Below are 16,392 nucleotides of genomic sequence, written 5' to 3' on the forward strand. Positions count from 1 at the left end.
TGAGAAGAACCCGTGTTCCGTACCGCCTTGCGCAACGTACTCGCGCACAAGGCCCGGCTCCTGATGACCGTGCTCGCCGTGATGCTCGGCGTGGCCTTCGTGTCGGGGACCCTGGTCTTCACCAACACCCTTTCCGGCGCCCTGCAGAAGAGCTCCGCCAAGGGCTTCGACCAGGTCGACGTCGCCGTCACCGCCGAGGCCCAGGACGACGTCGGCGACCGCATCGTCAAGACGCCCGAGCTGACCCAGGCGCTGCTGGAACAGAGCGCGAAGGTGCCGGGCGCCGCGTCCGCCATCGGCGTCGTCAACGGCTTCACCGCCATCGCCGACAAGGACGGCAAGCTCGTCGGCGGCGGCTTCCAGTCGCAGGGCGGCAACTACTGGGGCGACAAGGACGCCCGGTACCCGCTCACCACCGGGCACGCGCCGAGCGGCGCCGACGAGGTCGTCATCGACTCCCGGACGGCCGAGCGGGCCGGGTACGAGGTCGGCGACACCGTGAGGATCTCCGTCGACGGTCCCGTCCTCAGCCCGAGGATCACCGGCATCTTCACCACCGACGACGGCAACGTCGCGGCCGGCGGCAGCCTCGCGCTGTTCGACACGGCGACCGCGCAGACCCTCTTCGGCAAGACCGGCACCTACGACGAGATAGACGTCAAGGCCGCCACCGGGACCTCGCAGAGCGCCCTGAAGTCCGCACTGGACAGCGCCCTGCCGAAGGGCAAGGTCGAGACCGTCACCGGCAGGCAACTCGCCGACGACCAGGCGGAGATGATCTCCGCCTCGATGAGCGGGATGAAGCAGGGGCTGCTGGTCTTCGCCGGGATCGCGCTGTTCGTCGGCACCTTCATCATCGCCAACACCTTCACCATGCTGGTCGCCCAGCGCACCAAGGAACTCGCCCTCATGCGGGCCGTCGGCGCCTCCCGCCGGCAGGTCACGCGGTCGGTGCTGATCGAGGCGTTCGTCGTCGGCACCGTCGCCGGGGTGACCGGTCTGGTCGCCGGCATCGGCATCGGGGCCGGGCTGCGCTCGCTGCTGGGGACGCTGGGGGCGACCGTCCCCGACGGACCGCTCGTCGTCTCGGGCGGCACGGTCGCGGCCGCCCTCGTCGTCGGCGTCGTCATCACCATGCTGGCGGCCTGGCTGCCCGGCCGCCGGGCCGCGAAGATCCCGCCGGTGGCCGCGATGAGCAGTGTGCACGCGACCGCGAGCACCAAGTCGCTGGTGCTGCGCAACACGCTGGGCACGCTGTTCTCGGCGGCGGGCGTCGCCGTGGTCCTGACCGCGACGACGATGAGCGGCTCGGACGGCCAGGCCCCCATGGGTCTCGGCGCGGTCCTGCTCATCATCGGCGTCTTCATCCTGACCCCGCTGCTGTCCCGCCCGCTGATCGCGGCCGCCGCGCCCGTCCTGCGGATCTTCGGGGTGTCCGGCAAGCTGGCCCGGCAGAACTCGGTGCGCAACCCCCGCCGTACGGCGGCCACGGCCTCCGCGCTGATGATCGGTCTGACCCTGATCACCGGTATGACGGTGATGGCGGGCAGCCTGCAGAAGTCCATCGACAAGATGGCGTCCTCCGCGATCAGGGCCGACTACGTGGTGTCGATGGCGAACGGCAACGAACTCTCGGCCGACATCGACGAGAAGCTGAAGGCCACCGACGGGGTCACCGCCACCAGCCCGATGCGCAACGCGCCCGGCCGGATCGACGGCACGACCGAGTACCTCACCGGCGTCACCGGCTCCACCATCGGCGCGCTGACCGACCTCAAGGTCGACGAAGGCTCGTTCAGGGTCGGCGGCGGGCAGGTCGTCGTCGACGACGCCACCGCCGAGTCCCACGGCTGGAAGGCCGGCTCGTCCTTCACGGTGAACTACGAGGACGGCAAGAAGCAGCAGCTGACGGTGTCCGCGGTCTACGAGGGCAACGAGCTGATCGAGGGCATCCTGCTGGACAACGCCGCCCTCACCCCGCACCTGGCGGACCCGGCCGACATGCGGGTCATGGTCAAGACGTCCGGCGGCACCTCGGACGCCACGAAGGACCGGCTGGAGAAGGCCCTCGGCGCCAACCCGGCCATCAAGGTCCAGAGCAAGCAGGACCTCTCCGACGAGATCGCGAAGATGTTCACGCTGATGCTGAACATGCTCTACGGGCTGCTCGCGATGGCCGTGATCGTCGCGGTGCTCGGCGTCATCAACACCCTCGCGATGTCGGTCTTCGAGCGGTCCCAGGAGATCGGCATGCTGCGGGCCATCGGCCTGGACCGGCGCTCGGTCAAGCGGATGGTCCGGCTGGAGTCGCTGGTGATCTCGCTCTTCGGCGGGGTGCTCGGCATCGGCCTGGGCGTGTTCTTCGGCTGGGCCGCCGGTGAGCTGCTCGGCACCAGCATGCCGACGTACGAACTGGTCGTGCCGTGGGCCCGGATGGCCGTCTTCCTGTTGCTGGCCGGCGGGGTGGGCATCCTGGCCGCGCTGTGGCCGGCCCGGCGGGCGTCGCGCCTGAACATGCTGGCCGCGATCAAGTCCGAGTAGGGCGGGTCCGGTCGGGGCCCCGTCGCGTGCCGCGGCGGGGCCCCTCGTGCGTCGGGCGGCCGTCAGTTCCAGGTGCGGGCGCGCAGCGGCATCCCGGAGTCGCCCGATCCGGGGGTCCGGACGGCCAGGACCTGGTTGACGCCGATCTGGTTGCGCTCGAAGGCGACGGCCGAGGCGGCCATGTAGAGCCGCCAGACCCGGGCGCGACCGGGGCCGGTGAGGTGGACCGCCCGGTCCCAGCCGTCCTCCAGCCGGGCAACCCAGCGGCGCAGGGTGAGGGCGTAGTGCTCGCGGATCGACTCGACGTCACGGACCTCGAAGCCCGCGCGTTCGAGCTGGCCGACCGTGGTGCCGACGGGGGCGAGTTCACCGTCCGGGAAGACATAGGCGTCGATGAACGCGTCCACGCCGTACGCCGCCTCGTCGCGCTGCGGACGGCGGGCGATCTGGTGGTTGAGCAGCCGGCCGCCGGGCCGGAGCAGCGCGAACAGGACCTGCGCGTACTCCAGGTACGTGTCGGAGCCGACGTGTTCCGCCATGCCGATGGAGGAGACCGCGTCGAACGGCCCGTCGGTGACGTCCCGGTAGTCCTGGACGCGGATCTCGACCTTGTCGGTGAGCCCGGCGTCGGCGACACGCTTGCGGGCGAACGCCGCCTGTTCCTGGGAGAGGGTGATCCCGACGACGGTCGCGCCGTGCTCGCGGGCCGCGTGGATGGCGAGGGAACCCCAGCCGCAGCCGACGTCCAGCAGCCGCGACCCCGGTCTCAGGTCCAGCTTGCGGCAGACGAGTTCGAGCTTGTCGCGCTGGGCGAGTTCGAGGGTGCTGTCCCCGGACTCCCAGTAGGCGCACGAGTAGACCATGGACGGGCCGAGGACGAGCGCGTAGAAGTCGTTGCCGACGTCGTAGTGGTGGCTGATGGCGCGTCGGTCGGTGCTGCGGGTGTGGAGGTGTCCGGTCCTGCGGACCTCCTCACGCGGCGGGGCGGGCGGCAGCGGCGGTCCGGCGAGTTTCAGCAGGCCGCGCACCGCCGCGCGGAAGTCCGGGTCGCGCAGCGCCCGGCCGAGCGTACGGGCGTCCTCGCCGCGCTGCCAGATCAGGCCGGAGAGCAGGTCGAGAGCGGTGTACAGGTCCCCCTCGACCGTCAGGTCGCCGGCCACCCAGGCGCGGGCGAGGCCGAGTTCGCCGGGCTTGAAGAGGAGGCGGCGCAGGGCCCGGCGATTGCGTACCACGAGGGTCGGCGCACCGGGCGGACCCGCCTGCGAACCGTCCCAGGCGCGGACGCGCACCGGGAAGGGGGCTCCCAGCAACTGCTCGACGAGGGCATGGAGCCGCGGCGCGACGTCAGCCATGATGCACACCTCCGTGACGGGTGATCCCGCAATGTCCTGACACCACGTAAACACGGAAGAGCGCGCCGTCCAGTCCCGCGCGGCCGTCATGGCTCGGCAAAATACATGCACAGGGCACGCGTCGCCGCCGGCGCTCGGCGCGAGGGCCCGGCGCGACCGCCGGCTCGGGCCGGCCTCGCACCCGGTCACGGGCCCGGGGGCGGGCTCGGGGCGGGCTCGGGGGCGGGCTCGGGCATCCGCTCGGGAACACGCTCGGCGCACGCCGAAGGGGCCGTCCGCACCACGGATGGCGGACGGCCCCTTCGGCGGCGCTTCAGTGACCGGTGGCCCGGAGGCCGCAGGTCGGGTGACCGAGGGTCAGGTGACCGGAGTCGGGTGACCGCAGGTCGGGTGACCGAGGGTCAGGAGGCCTTGGCCTTCTCGTTCTCGGTCTTCTCGGCGGCCGGCTTCGCGGCGACCGGCGCCGGCTTCGCGGCCTCGTAGAACTCCTCGCGCGGGGACTCCAGCGCACCCAGCGCCACGACCTCGCGCTTGAGGAACATGCCGAGCGTCCAGTCGGCGAAGACACGGATCTTACGGTTCCACGTCGGCATCGCCATGCCGTGGTAGCCGCGGTGCATGTACCAGGCGAGACGGCCCTTGACCTTGATCTTCATCTTGCCCATGACGATCATCGCGACGCCCTTGTGGAGGCCGAGGCCCGCCACCGCACCCTTGTTGGCGTGCGAGTACTCCTTCTGCGGGAAGCCCCGCATGCCGGAGATCACGTTGTCGCCGAGGACCTTGGCCTGTCGCAGCGCGTGCTGCGCGTTCGGCGGGCACCAGGCGTTCTCGACACCGGCCTTGCGGGCGGCGACGTCCGGGACCTGGGCGTTGTCGCCGGCGGCCCAGATGTAGTCGGTGCCCTGGACCTGGAGGGTCGGGGCCGTGTCGACGTGACCGCGGGGGCCCAGCGGCAGGCCGTAGCGGGCCAGCACCGGGTTGGGCTTGACGCCGGCCGTCCACACGATGGTGTTGGAGTCGACCTCGAGGCCGTTCTTCAGCACCACGTGGCCGTCGACGCAGGAGTCCATGGAGGTGGAGAGGTAGATCTCCACACCGCGGCCCTCGAGGTGCTCCTTGCCGTACTGGCCCAGCTTGGGGCCGACCTCGGGAAGGATCTTGTCGGCGGCGTCGACGAGGATGAAGCGCATGTCCTCGCGGGACACCGTCTTGTAGTACTTGGCCGCGTCCCGGGCCAGGTCCTCGACCTCACCGATGGTCTCCGCGCCGGCGAAACCGCCGCCGATGAAGACGAAGGTGAGCGCCTTGCGGCGGATCTCCTCGTCGGTCGTGGAGTCGGCCTTGTCGAGCTGCTCGAGGACGTGGTTGCGCAGGCCGATGGCCTCCTCGACACCCTTCATACCGATGCCCTGTTCGGCGAGGCCGGGGATCGGGAAGGTGCGGGAGACCGCGCCGAGCGCGATCACCAGGTAGTCGAAGGGCAGCTCGTACGCCTCGCCGACCAGCGGCGCGATCGTGGCGACCTTGCGGTCCTGGTCGATGGTGGTGACCCGGCCGGTGAGGACCTCCGCCTTGGGCAGCACGCGTCGCAGCGGGACGACGACGTGGCGCGGGGAGATGTTGCCGGCGGCGGTTTCGGGGAGGAAGGGCTGGTAGGTCATGTACGACCGGGGGTCGACGACCGTGACGGTCGCCTCGCCGTAGCGCATCTTCTTCATGATGCGCCGAGCTGCGTACAGGCCTACGTACCCACCGCCTACTACGAGGATCCTGGGACGCTCCGTGGTGCTCATGCCATCGAGTATCCACCCGCTCGAGGGGGGTCGCTCGTGCGCCCCTTCACAAGCTTCCGGGGGGTGTGTGCTATCCTCCGCGACCCGCGTGATCCACGTCATGGCGCGGAGCGGGAACCAGCGTGTAGGGCGTGGCGTTGTCAATGCCGCGTGAGCTGCCTCTCCGGGCTCGGAAGGGCTCCGTGAGGGCCACCGAAGACCCCTTCCGCGGACCTCCGCGATACGTCCGCGCACGCCTCTTTTGAACACGTTCACAGGGGTGTAGGGCCCCCGGAAGGGTCAACGGGGACGCCCCTGTCCTCCGACAGGGCCGAATTCCTTGTGAAGAACTTCACGAACTTTCCCGAGAGGGTGCCCCCGGAACGCGTCCGAGGGGCCACGAAGGGCCCCTCGGGTCTGCTCATACGCGCATCCTGCCTGCTCAGCAGAGTGCAAGTAGCGGCTCCGCCGGCGTCACGCGATCGACCAGGCGATGCCGTCGAGGATGTCGTGCTCGCTCACGACGACCTCCTGCGCGCCGATCCGCTCCATGATCGCCAGCAGGACGAGCGCGCCCGCCCCGATCACGTCCACCCGGCCCGGGTGCATCGCCGGATACGCCGCGCGCTCCTCGTGGGTGGCGCGGAGAAGGTCGTCGCTGATGCTCCTGACCCGGTCGAGACCGATCCTCGCGTGGTGGATCTTCGTGGAGTCGTACGCGTCCAGTCCCAGGGCGATCGCCGCGACCGTCGTCACCGAGCCGGCCAGGCCGACCAGGGTGTGCGCCTCACGCAGCGGGACCGTCCGCTCGGCGAGGTCGAGAGCGGCCTCGATGTCGGCGCGCATCGCCGCGATCTGCCCGGCGGTGGGCGGGTCGGTGACCTTCCCGTCCACGACCAGGTGCCGCTCCGTCATCCGTACGCAGCCCACGTCGACGGAGCGCGCGGCACGCACCCGGTCGTCGCCGACCACGAACTCGGTCGAGCCGCCGCCGATGTCCACCACCAGGAAGGGCTTGGCCAGGTCGGCGCGCCCCTTGAGTTCCCTCGTGGCGCCGGTGAAGGAGAACTCGGCCTCCTGGTCGCCGGTGATGACCTCGGGCTCGACGCCGAGGATGTCCAGCACCCCGCGCACGAACTCGTCCCGGTTCTCCGCGTCCCGGGAGGCGGACGTGGCGACGAAGCGCAGCCGCTGCGCGCCGTACTCCTTGACGGCGGCCGCGTACTCCCGGCAGGCCGCGAAGGTCCGCTCCAGCGCCTCGGGGGCGAGCCGTCCGGTGCGGTCGACGCCCTGGCCGAGGCGGACGATCGTCATCCGGCGGTCCAGGTCGACCAGCTCGCCGGTCTCCGGGTCGGCGTCGGCGACGAGGAGGCGGATCGAGTTCGTGCCGCAGTCGACGGCGGCGACCCGGGTCATCGGGCGGCCGGCTTCGTGTCGTCCCGCTCGGCGGGCACCACACACGTGCCCTTGCGCCACCACTGAGGAAGCATCTCCAGGGCCTCGTCGCCGAGGGGGTTCACGCCCGGGCCGGCCGCCAGGGAGTGCGCGACGAGCACGTGCAGGCACTTCACCCGGTCCGGCATGCCGCCGGCGCTCGGGAAGTTCTTCAGTTCCTCGATCTCGTCGCGGCGCCGGATGTAGTCCTCGTGCGCGGCGCGGTAGGAGGCGGCCAGCTCCGGGTCGGCCTGGAGCCGTTCCGTCATCTCCTTCATCACGCCGTTCGCCTCGAGCGTGCCGATGGCCGAGTTGGCCTTCGGGCACGTCAGGTAGTACAGCGTCGGGAAGGGCGTGCCGTCGGGCAGGCGGGGGGCCGTCTCCACGACGTCCGGCTCACCGCACGGGCAGCGGTGCGCGATCGCGCGCAGACCGCGCGGCGGCCGTCCGAGCTGCTGCTTGAAGGCCTCGACGTCCGCGTCGGTGGGCTCGGTGCGCGGGGTGGTCGGCGGGGGCGTTTCCATGCCTGTCTTTCTATCGGTTCTGGCTACCGGTTGCGGCCACCGGTCCCGGGACCGGCTCCGGGCCGGCTCCGGGCGGGTTCTGGCTGCCGGTTCTGGCTGCCGGTCGGTTCACTGGTCGGAGGCGTCGGACTTGTCGACGCCGTCCCAGACGTTCGAGTACCAGGGGCGGTCGGCCGCCCCGAGGTCGGCGCGGGACTGCTTGGCCGCGTCCGGGTCGATCACCACGAACCCGGTCTCCCCCGGCAGCACGTAGTGCAGCCGCTGCCGGATCTGCTGCTCGGCGTAGGCGTCGTCCTGCCAGCGCGCCTTGAGGTCGCGCAGCTGCTCGACGCGTTCGCCGGCCTGTTGCTTCTCGCGCTCCAGATCGGCGATCTCGGCACGCTGGGAGACGTACTGGCGCATCGGGTAGGCCAGGGCCACGATCAGCGTGCACACAACGAGCGCGAGCAGCGCGGCACGGCCGGTGAGCCGGGAGCGGCGGGCCTGGCGCTTGGTCTGGGAGCGGTAGACCCGGGCCGCGGTCTGCTCGCCGAGCAGCTTGATCCTGGTCGCGGTGGAGAAACGGTCCCGGTCCTTCACGGCCACTGTTTCCCGCCTCCCGTCTCACACGTGCGTACGTCCCCGCACACGGTACGGGACCGGTACGGGGACGTACGTACGACTGGCGGAGCCTTGACCCGGTTAGGGTCGGCGGCGTCGGCCCTTGCCGTGCCCGAGGTCCGCGGAGCGGACGCGCGGGAGGGTTCAGCCCTTGAAGCGCGGGAAGGCGCTGCGGCCGGCGTACACCGCGGCGTCGTCGAGGATCTCCTCGATGCGCAGCAGCTGGTTGTACTTGGCGACGCGGTCCGAGCGGGCCGGGGCGCCGGTCTTGATCTGACCGCAGTTCACCGCGACCGCGAGGTCGGCGATGGTGACGTCCTCGGTCTCGCCGGAGCGGTGGGACATCATGCACTTGAAGCCGTTGCGCTGGGCCATCTCGACGGCGTCGAGGGTCTCGGTCAGCGAACCGATCTGGTTGACCTTGACGAGCAGGGCGTTGGCGGAGCCCTCCTCGATGCCGCGGGCCAGACGCTCGGGGTTGGTGACGAAGAGGTCGTCGCCGACGATCTGGACCTTGTCGCCCAGCTTGTCGGTGATGACCTTCCAGCCGGCCCAGTCGTCCTCGTACAGCGGGTCCTCGATGGAGACCAGCGGGTACGCGGAGACGAGCTCCTCGTAGTACTCGGTCATCTCGGCGGCCGAGCGGGACTTGCCCTCGAACTCGTACGCGCCGTCCTTGTAGAACTCGGACGCGGCGACGTCGAGCGCGAGCGCGATCTGCTCGCCGGGGACGTAACCGGCCTGCTTGATGGCCTCGATGATGAGGTCGAGCGCGGCGCGGTTGGACTCCAGGTTCGGGGCGAAGCCGCCCTCGTCGCCGAGACCGGTGGACAGGCCCTTGGTCTTCAGCACCTTCTTGAGGGTGTGGTAGACCTCGGCACCCCAGCGCAGGGCCTCGGAGAAGGACTCCGCGCCGATCGGGGCGATCATGAACTCCTGGATGTCCACGTTGGAGTCGGCGTGCGAGCCGCCGTTCAGGATGTTCATCATCGGCACCGGCAGCAGGTGCGCGTTGGGGCCGCCCAGGTAGCGGAACAGCGGCAGGTCGCTGGCCTCGGAGGCGGCGTGCGCGACGGCGAGCGAGACGCCGAGGATGGCGTTGGCGCCGAGCGAGCCCTTGTTGTCGGTGGCGTCCAGGTCGAACATGGCCTGGTCGATCAGGCGCTGCTCGGTGGCGTCGTAGCCGACGAGCTCCGGGCCGATCTGCTCGATGACGGCGAGGACGGCCTTCTCGACACCCTTGCCGAGGTAGCGGTTGGGGTCACCGTCGCGGAGCTCGATGGCCTCGAAGGCACCGGTGGAGGCACCGGACGGAACGGCGGCACGACCCGTGCTGCCGTCGTCGAGGCCGACCTCGACCTCGACCGTGGGGTTGCCTCGGGAGTCCAGGATTTCCCGGGCTACGACGACGTCGATGGACGGCACGAGCATCTCCTTCTTGGGATGTGACGCTGGTTGTGCGGGGCCCAGGGGCCTTGATGAGCCCTTGCTGAGCCTTGCGACTAGAGCCTAACCGCCCCGGGACCGTCGGCAGCCGACCGACCGTCCCGTGGACAGACAGACGGTACCTATTGTTTCCGCCCGGAACAAAGGGGGTGGCCGAGAAAAGCCGACAGGAAGTGACGAACGGGCAAAGAGAAACCCCGCTCCGGTGCGTACGGGGGAACACGCACCGGAGCGGGGAGCCCGTGGGGACGGGGGGAGACCCTCACGAGGTCTTCAGTGTGCCGACCTCGGATATGAGGGCGCTGTGGCTTCTCTGGGGGCCAGGTGTCACTTCGGATGCCGCGTCACACAGGCACGGTGTCACGGCAGGCGCGGTGTCACGGCAGGCCGCAGTGTCACTTCAGCCCGCGATGTCACTTCAGGTGGAGCTGCTGGCCCGGGTAGATCAGGTCGGCGTCGGTGACGATGTCCTTGTTCAGCTCGAACAGCTTCGCCCAGCCGCCCTTGACCTTGTGCTTCTCGGCGATGGAGCTGAGGGTGTCGCCCTTGACGACCTTGTACTCGCCGTCACCCTTCTTGACCTTCTTGCCGGTCGGGGTGGTGACCGTCTTGGAGGCGGCCGGGCGGTCGGTGGAGCGGGAGGAGCTCTGCTCGTCGGTCGAGCGGCTGCTGGTGCTGCCGCTGTTCGACGAACCGGAGGAGCCGGAGGAGCTGGACGAGCCGGAGCCCGAGGAGTCGGCGCTCGAGCCGTTGTAGGCGGCGCCGGACAGGCCGGTGCCGCAGACCGGCCAGGCACCCTTGCCCTGACCCGCGAGGACCTTCTCGCCGATCGCTATCTGCTGGGACTTGGAGGCCTGGTCGGCGGTGGAGGCGTAGGCGGTGCCGCCGTACGCGGCCCAGGTGGACGCCGAGAACTGGAGACCGCCGTAGTAACCGTTGCCGGTGTTGATGGACCAGTTGCCGCCGGCCTCGCACTGGGCGACCGCGTCCCACTCGGAGGCGGTGGCGGCGGAGGCGTTGCCGGCCGCCATCAGCGGGGCGGCGATGGCGACGCCGGTGACGCCGGCGAGCGTGGCGACGCGGGTGGCCTTGGACGGACGGCGGTGCTTGCCCTTACCGGAAAACAGCATGGTGGATCCCCTCACCGACGCCTGCGAGGTGAGCTGTCGGGTTCGGGCCGTGTGAGTTGCCCGGCCACTTCCTCGCCCTTCGGAGCGCTGCTCCGTGGGAGGTGTGGCTTCACCCCGAGCCGTTCCGGTCAACCGACCGGCGCGGCACTTACCTTGGGTCCCCCGCTCCTGCCTACGGCGCTTGCGCGACGACTGTTCCCGGTTCGCCGCTGGCAGGATTCGGCGTTGCGACGGCCGGGGCTCGGGTTGCCGAGCGGCCTCGACCGTAGACACGCGATCGGCGGAATTTCAAAGACGATCAGGGCTTCTGAGACTCATCCCACACTTTCACCAAACCGGACATTCGGCGCGAAGCGTGACGTGAACTCCCGCTGTTTTTCTTGGGCTTTGCGCCCTATTCCACCCCTGTGTCGAGGGTCTGACCGGCGGCGATGTTGCTCGGGTCGACGCCGATGAGGTCCTGGTTCTCGGCGTAGAGGGCGCGCCATCCGCCGTCGATACCAAGGGAGTCGGCGATGGACGCGAGGGAGTCGCCCTCCTGGACGACATAGGTGGCCGCGGCGTGCCGGCCGGCGGAGGCGGTGGTGGTGCCGTCCGCGCCGGTGTCGGTCGCGCTCTTGGTCGCGGCCTCGTCCGCGGTGGCGCCGCGGTGCTTGCCCGAGCCGAGGGAGCCCGTGTCGACGAGGCTCCAAGAACCTTCGTCCTGGACGTATTTGTCCGAGTCGTCCGCACCCGGGGTCGCCGTGGGCGAGCTGTCGCCCGTCGAGCCGTCGCTCCGGCCGCCGGAACCGCCGGACGTCCCGGAGTCCTCCGCTGCGGCGGAGGAAGAGGACGAAGGGGAGGAAGCGGACGCCGAAGGCGAACCGGAGGAATCAGCGGACGAGTCGGACGAGTCGGACGAGGAGTCCTCGTCGGACGACGAGCCCGAGGATCCGGACAACCCCCTGGACAGGTCGGACAATCCGGAGGACCCGGATGAGTCGGACGAGTCGTCCGCCACGCCGGTGTCCACGTTCAGCGCGCCGTTCTCCTGGGTGAGCCCGGAGGTCAGCCCGCAGGTGCCCCACGCGCCGATCCCCTCGGCCGCGAGCACCTTCTGCGCGACGGCGATCTGCTGGCTGCGACTGGCCAGGTCGGGGCTGGTCGCGTAGTCGAGGCCGCCGTTCGCCTCCCAGTCCTTCTGGGTGAGGTTCAGGCCGCCGTACTCGCCACCGCCCTCGTCGGCGCTCCACGAGCCGCCGGTCTCGCACTGCGCCACCTTGTCCCACACCGTGCCGTCCGCCGCACTGGCGCCGGAGGCGGCGAGCAGCGGGATGGCGATGGCGGAGCCCGTCACTCCGGCCGCGACAAGGAGGGCCGGGGCCTGGCGGGGGCGACGGTGACGACCGTTCCCGGAGAGCATGCGAGGGGCCTTTCTCTGGACAGCACTGACCGGCGCGGCGGGTGGAACCGATGCGTCGCGCTGACGAGAGAACGTATCGGCAGACGATCACTTGTCACAAGTTAATGCCGCGCAGATCACGTGAAGATCACAGACTTGAGTGTCGGTCACCTTTGCTCCGCCGAACGGTCACACTCCGGCTGACATCCGATCAGATGCGGATCGGTTATGAGCCGGAATGCGCCGGAGTGAACTCGACCGGCAGAGTCCGCAGTCCGCGCATGATGAGCCCCCCGCGCCATCTCAACTCGGCCGGATCCACGCCCAGTCGGACATCGGGCAGCCGGGTGAGCAGGGTGGCCAGCGCGGTCTGGCCCTCCAGCCGGGCCAGCGGGGCTCCCAGGCAGTAGTGGATGCCGTGGCCGTAGCCGAGATGCTGGTTGTCACGGCGGGACAGGTCGAGGGTGTCGGGGTCCGAGAAGCGCGCCGGGTCACGGTCGGCGGCCGCCAGCACGACGAGCACCGGGTCGCCCGGCGCGATGTCCTGCCCGCCGATGCTCAGCGGCTCGGTCGCGAACCGCCAGGTGGCGAGTTCCACGGGGCCGTCGTAGCGCAGGAGTTCCTCGACTCCCGTTTCGAGCAGGCCGCGGTCCCCGTCGTCCTCGGTGAGCGACCGCTGGAGGCGTTCGCGCTGCTCGGAGTGGGTGAGGAGGGCGTACATGCCGTTGCCGATGAGATTGACGGTCGTCTCGAAGCCGGCGAACAGCAGGATGAAGGCCATGGCGGCGGCCTCGTTCTCGGTGAGGTGCTCGCCGTGGTCCGAGGCACGGATCAGACCCGAGATGAGGTCCTCGCCGGGAGCCGGGTCGGCGGGAAGCTCCGCGCGCTTGCGGTGGATGAGCTCCAGCAGATAGCCGCGCATCTTCTTCACCGACCGCGCGACACCGCCCCGCGGGCCCCCGCCGTGCCGGATCATCATCCCCGCCCAGTCGCGGAAGTCGTCCTGGTCCTCACGCGGGACGCCCAGCAGGTCGCAGATCGCGTAGATGGGGAGAGGGAAGGCGAAGTCGTGGATGAGATCGGCCTTCCCCTCGGCGGCGAACCGGTCGATGAGCTGGTCCGTCAGCTCCTGGACCCGGGGCGCGAACTCGGCGACCCGGCGCGGGGTGAAGGCCTTGCTCACGAGCCGTCGCAGCCGGGTGTGGTCCGGCGGGTCGATGTTGAGCAGATGCGTCATCAGCTCGGCCTTGCGCTCACCGGGGATGCCGGTCTTGCCCTTGGCGTGCGCCGGTTCGTCGTGGTGCGCCGGGTTCTTGGAGAGCCGCTGGTCGGCGAGGGCCTGTTTCGCGTCGGCGTACCGGGTGACCAGCCAGGCCTCGACCCCGCTGGGAAGAACGGTGCGATGCACGGGCGCGTGCTCGCGCAGCCAGGCGTAGGCGGGGTAGGGGTCGGTCGCGAACTCCCAGGTGAAGAGTTCGGGAGCGGTGCGGTCCGGATTGTCTGTGTCGGGCTGCTCGGTCACTCCCCGACCGTAGCGGTGTCCTCGCCGCGCTCCGCGAGGGCCTTCCGTGCGGCCGGGTGCCCCATGCCGGCGGCCTTGCGGTACCAGAGGACGGCTTCGCCGGGGTCGTCCTGCCTCTCGAGGAGCAGGGCGAGCCGGTAGGCGGCGTAGGCGTCGCCCCGGGCATGACCCTGCTCGTACCCCTGGCGGGCCTCTTCCGGGAACCCCTCCTTCTCCGCGACGACGGCCTGGTGCGTGGCGTCCAGCATGCCGTCACCGGCGAAGTAGTCGGCGGCTTCCTCCAGGCTCTGCCGCGGCTTGCGGATGTCGGCCAGCAAATCCGCGGCCCGCTCGTCGCCGTCGGCGGCGGCGCGGGCCAGCAGTACCTCGGCGGCTTCCTCCTCGTGACTCAACAGGAAGGACACGGCCGCGCTCCGGGCGACGGGGGCGTATCCCGCCATCTCGGCGTTGATGTAGTAGTCCATCGCCTCGCTGAGGTCGCCACGCCCGAGCAGCAGATCCCCCAGCAGGTGTGTCGCCGCCATGTCACGGCTGTCCGCGGCCGTGCGCAGCCACTGCTCGGCCAGCACCAGGTGCGCCTGCCCGACCAGCCGCGCCCGCGGGCCGTCGGGCTTCGCCGCCGCCTCCGCCGCCGCCGCCCGCAGATAAGGCAGCGCCTCCTCCGCCTCCCCCTGCCCGAGGAGCCGCTCGCCGACCTGTCCCGCCAGTTCCGTCTTCCCCGCGTCCACGGCCTTGCGCAGCCAGTCCAGCGCCGTCGCCTCGTTCTCGGAGAGCAGGCTCAGCATGTGCATCGCCCCGGCGTCGCCGTCCCGTGCCCTCGCCGAGAAGACGGCATGGGCGGTCGCCCGGACGTTCAGGTGCACCCCGGTGTCGTACTTCGTCCCCTCCAGCGCACAGCGCCAGACGGCCTCCGGGACCGCCCTCTCGGCCTCCTGCTGCGCGTCGGCGACCAGCGAGCCGTACGGCCGCCAGGTCTCCTCGCTCTCCCCCACCCGGAGCGGCGCTCCCGGAACCAGCATCCCGGTGACCCCGTGCAGCGGCTGGACGGCCCAGTCGACCGCTTCCTGGAACGACTCCGTGTCCGGGGGCTCCGCCGGCCGGCCCGCCCGGTGGCTCCGGCACGCCTCCTCCAGCAGCCGGCGGGGGATGTCCCCGGTGACGCCGCAGCGGGCGAGATCCGTCGCGGCCCGGATCAGCAGATGGCCGTACCGGTGGGGGCTGTTGGAGCGTCCGGACCGCTGCCACTGCGCCCGGAGTTCCGCGCCGATGGCCAGGTACTGGGTGACGCTGGTGGCGCCGCGCCGGTCGAGTGCCTCGCGGAGCCGGTCGTCGCGCAGGCCGGTCAGCCGCTCGACCTCCCGCTCGCTCCACCCCGATCTCACCCGCTCCGACCGTGCCAGCGTCATCAGGCGGGACGCGGTACCCCCTTCGAAGCGGTGCGTGTCGTAGGCGTCGTCGCCCATGGTGGCCACCACCGGGACCCCGAGCGCCTTCAGTTCGGCCAGCAGGCCCACCGTCAGGCCGTGCTCGCCGAGGTGGCCCTCCAACTCGTCCAGCCACAGCACGTACGTGCCGTGCCGGCCGCGCAGCAGGGCGGGCAGTCCGCGCAGGTCCGTGCCGGGGGCCGGCGCGTACACCCGGGTTCCGGGGCCCGACTCACGGACCACGGCCTCCCAGGCCGTCCGCGACTTGCCGGTGAGCGGGCCGCCCGTGATCACCAGCAGCCCGTCCCGCGCGGTCCAGCCCCGCAGCGTCTCGTCGATGTCGCGGGGCACGTACGGCGGCAGCCCCTGATCCGCCGAGCGCCGCCCGGCGGGCCGAACGCCCAGGGTCACCAGGTCGGCGTCCTCCACCGTGGGCCAGCCTGCGGGGTCGGGCACCACGAAGACCCCGGGCGGCGTGGCATAGGTGTGCTGGTTCAGAACGCCCACGACAGGGCCGAGGTAGTTGCCGCCGTAATAGCCGACGGTGTCACCGAAGGAAGCCCGGTCAGCGGGCCCGGAAAGCTGGGCGGTGGGCTCGGGGGACCGGGTGGGGTGCCCGGAGAGCTGCACAGGAGGCTCGGACTGCCGGTCGGCGGGCCCGGAGAGCTGGGCAGTGGACTCGGGAGAGCGGGTGGGGTGCCCGGCGTGCTGAGCAGTGCGCCCGGACACCTGGGCAGCGGGCTCGGGAGAGCGGGTGGTGGGATCGGGCACCTGGGCAGCGGGCCCGGAGGACCGGGCTGTGGGGCCGGCACGGTGGGAAGTGGGCTCGGGCAGCCAAGGAGTCTGCTCGAAGCGGTCGATCAGCTCGAACAGATCGGTGAGCGCCCCTCCCTTCCCGGACTGGAGCCAGGCCCCGAAGTGCCGGCCCTCGACCTCGACGAGCGCCTCCTCAGGACCACGGGAGCCACCGGAGCCACCGGAGCCGTTAAGCCCGTTGGAGCCGTTGGAAGCGTCGGAGCCGTCGGAGCCGTCGGAGCGCCGGGAAGCGTCGGGGCCCTCAGAACCGTCGGGGTCGTCAGTGCCGTCAGGGCGGTCAGGGCCTTCGAACGGAGAGGTGATCTGCGCCGGAACGGACCCGGCTCCCCCATGTCGCACGAACCAACCGACGAACGCCCGTCGGATCTCCTCCCGGTTCTCCGACAGCAGCCCCCGGTTGAGCACCTCCGCGGCCCAGGCCGCCAGCTCCTCCGACTCCCGTTCCAT

11 protein-coding genes and 1 riboswitch are annotated in these 16,392 nt (G+C 70.9%); of the genes, 1 reads left to right on the plus strand and 10 read right to left on the minus strand.

The genetic code is table 11. The features are described from left to right. Positions 1-12: 12 nt before the first annotated feature. On the plus strand, positions 13-2,541 hold the full coding sequence (locus ASD48_RS07420; RefSeq protein ID WP_057600562.1) for an ABC transporter permease: 2,529 nt from the start codon (positions 13-15) through the stop codon (positions 2,539-2,541). A gap of 62 nt (positions 2,542-2,603) precedes the next feature. Here ASD48_RS07420 and ASD48_RS07425 read toward each other — a convergent pair whose 3' ends face one another. The 10 genes from ASD48_RS07425 to ASD48_RS07470 form a co-directional block, all read right to left on the minus strand. Next, positions 2,604-3,893 carry a cyclopropane-fatty-acyl-phospholipid synthase family protein gene (locus tag ASD48_RS07425; protein WP_057600563.1) on the minus strand — a complete coding sequence of 430 codons (1,290 nt, stop codon included), beginning with the start codon at positions 3,891-3,893 and terminating at the stop codon, positions 2,604-2,606. Positions 3,894-4,294: 401 nt separating this feature from the next. Then, entirely contained in the window at positions 4,295-5,689 is a 1,395-nt protein-coding gene (locus ASD48_RS07430; RefSeq protein ID WP_054244164.1) for an NAD(P)/FAD-dependent oxidoreductase, read from the minus strand. A gap of 453 nt (positions 5,690-6,142) precedes the next feature. Continuing rightward, the gene (locus tag ASD48_RS07435) at positions 6,143-7,084 is read right to left on the minus strand and encodes a Ppx/GppA phosphatase family protein (RefSeq protein ID WP_057600564.1); all 942 of its coding nucleotides are present in this window, start codon (positions 7,082-7,084) and stop codon (positions 6,143-6,145) included. Next, positions 7,081-7,626 (minus strand): DUF501 domain-containing protein, encoded by a 546-nt coding sequence (locus ASD48_RS07440; protein WP_057600565.1) that lies wholly within the window; start codon positions 7,624-7,626, stop codon positions 7,081-7,083. Before ASD48_RS07440 ends, ASD48_RS07435 begins: the two co-directional genes overlap by 4 nt. Before the next feature lie 108 nt (positions 7,627-7,734). Then, positions 7,735-8,211 (minus strand): septum formation initiator family protein, encoded by a 477-nt coding sequence (locus ASD48_RS07445; protein ID WP_057600566.1) that lies wholly within the window; start codon positions 8,209-8,211, stop codon positions 7,735-7,737. A gap of 159 nt (positions 8,212-8,370) precedes the next feature. Next, on the minus strand, positions 8,371-9,657 hold the full coding sequence (eno, locus tag ASD48_RS07450; protein ID WP_057600567.1) for a phosphopyruvate hydratase: 1,287 nt from the start codon (positions 9,655-9,657) through the stop codon (positions 8,371-8,373). Positions 9,658-10,085: 428 nt separating this feature from the next. Then, a complete protein-coding gene (locus tag ASD48_RS07455) occupies positions 10,086-10,802 on the minus strand; it encodes a transglycosylase family protein (protein ID WP_057600568.1) in 717 nt (238 codons plus the stop codon). A gap of 3 nt (positions 10,803-10,805) precedes the next feature. After that, a riboswitch (cyclic di-AMP (ydaO/yuaA leader) is annotated at positions 10,806-10,992 on the minus strand. Positions 10,993-11,196: 204 nt separating this feature from the next. Beyond that, the gene (locus tag ASD48_RS07460) at positions 11,197-12,204 is read right to left on the minus strand and encodes a transglycosylase family protein (protein WP_057600569.1); all 1,008 of its coding nucleotides are present in this window, start codon (positions 12,202-12,204) and stop codon (positions 11,197-11,199) included. A 205-nt stretch (positions 12,205-12,409) separates the two neighbouring features. Further along, positions 12,410-13,705: a cytochrome P450 gene (locus ASD48_RS07465; protein ID WP_057600570.1), complete on the minus strand. Its 1,296-nt coding sequence runs from the start codon at positions 13,703-13,705 to the stop codon at positions 12,410-12,412. After that, positions 13,702-16,392, minus strand: coding sequence for a hypothetical protein (locus ASD48_RS07470; RefSeq protein WP_057600571.1), 2,691 nt, complete (start codon positions 16,390-16,392; stop codon positions 13,702-13,704). Before ASD48_RS07470 ends, ASD48_RS07465 begins: the two co-directional genes overlap by 4 nt.

This window comes from Streptomyces sp. Root1310, assembly GCF_001426425.1.
Classification (GTDB): domain Bacteria; phylum Actinomycetota; class Actinomycetes; order Streptomycetales; family Streptomycetaceae; genus Streptomyces.

Coding starts and splice junctions, on each gene's coding strand:
- ASD48_RS07455 (WP_057600568.1), bottom strand. CDS start 10,802: ATGCTGTTTTCCGGTAAGGGCAAGCACCGCCGTCCGTCCAAGGCCACC.
- ASD48_RS07470 (WP_057600571.1), bottom strand. CDS start 16,392: ATGGAACGGGAGTCGGAGGAGCTGGCGGCCTGGGCCGCGGAGGTGCTC.
- ASD48_RS07425 (WP_057600563.1), bottom strand. CDS start 3,893: ATGGCTGACGTCGCGCCGCGGCTCCATGCCCTCGTCGAGCAGTTGCTG.
- eno (WP_057600567.1), bottom strand. CDS start 9,657: ATGCTCGTGCCGTCCATCGACGTCGTCGTAGCCCGGGAAATCCTGGAC.
- ASD48_RS07440 (WP_057600565.1), bottom strand. CDS start 7,626: ATGGAAACGCCCCCGCCGACCACCCCGCGCACCGAGCCCACCGACGCG.
- ASD48_RS07430 (WP_054244164.1), bottom strand. CDS start 5,689: ATGAGCACCACGGAGCGTCCCAGGATCCTCGTAGTAGGCGGTGGGTAC.
- ASD48_RS07460 (WP_057600569.1), bottom strand. CDS start 12,204: ATGCTCTCCGGGAACGGTCGTCACCGTCGCCCCCGCCAGGCCCCGGCC.
- ASD48_RS07435 (WP_057600564.1), bottom strand. CDS start 7,084: ATGACCCGGGTCGCCGCCGTCGACTGCGGCACGAACTCGATCCGCCTC.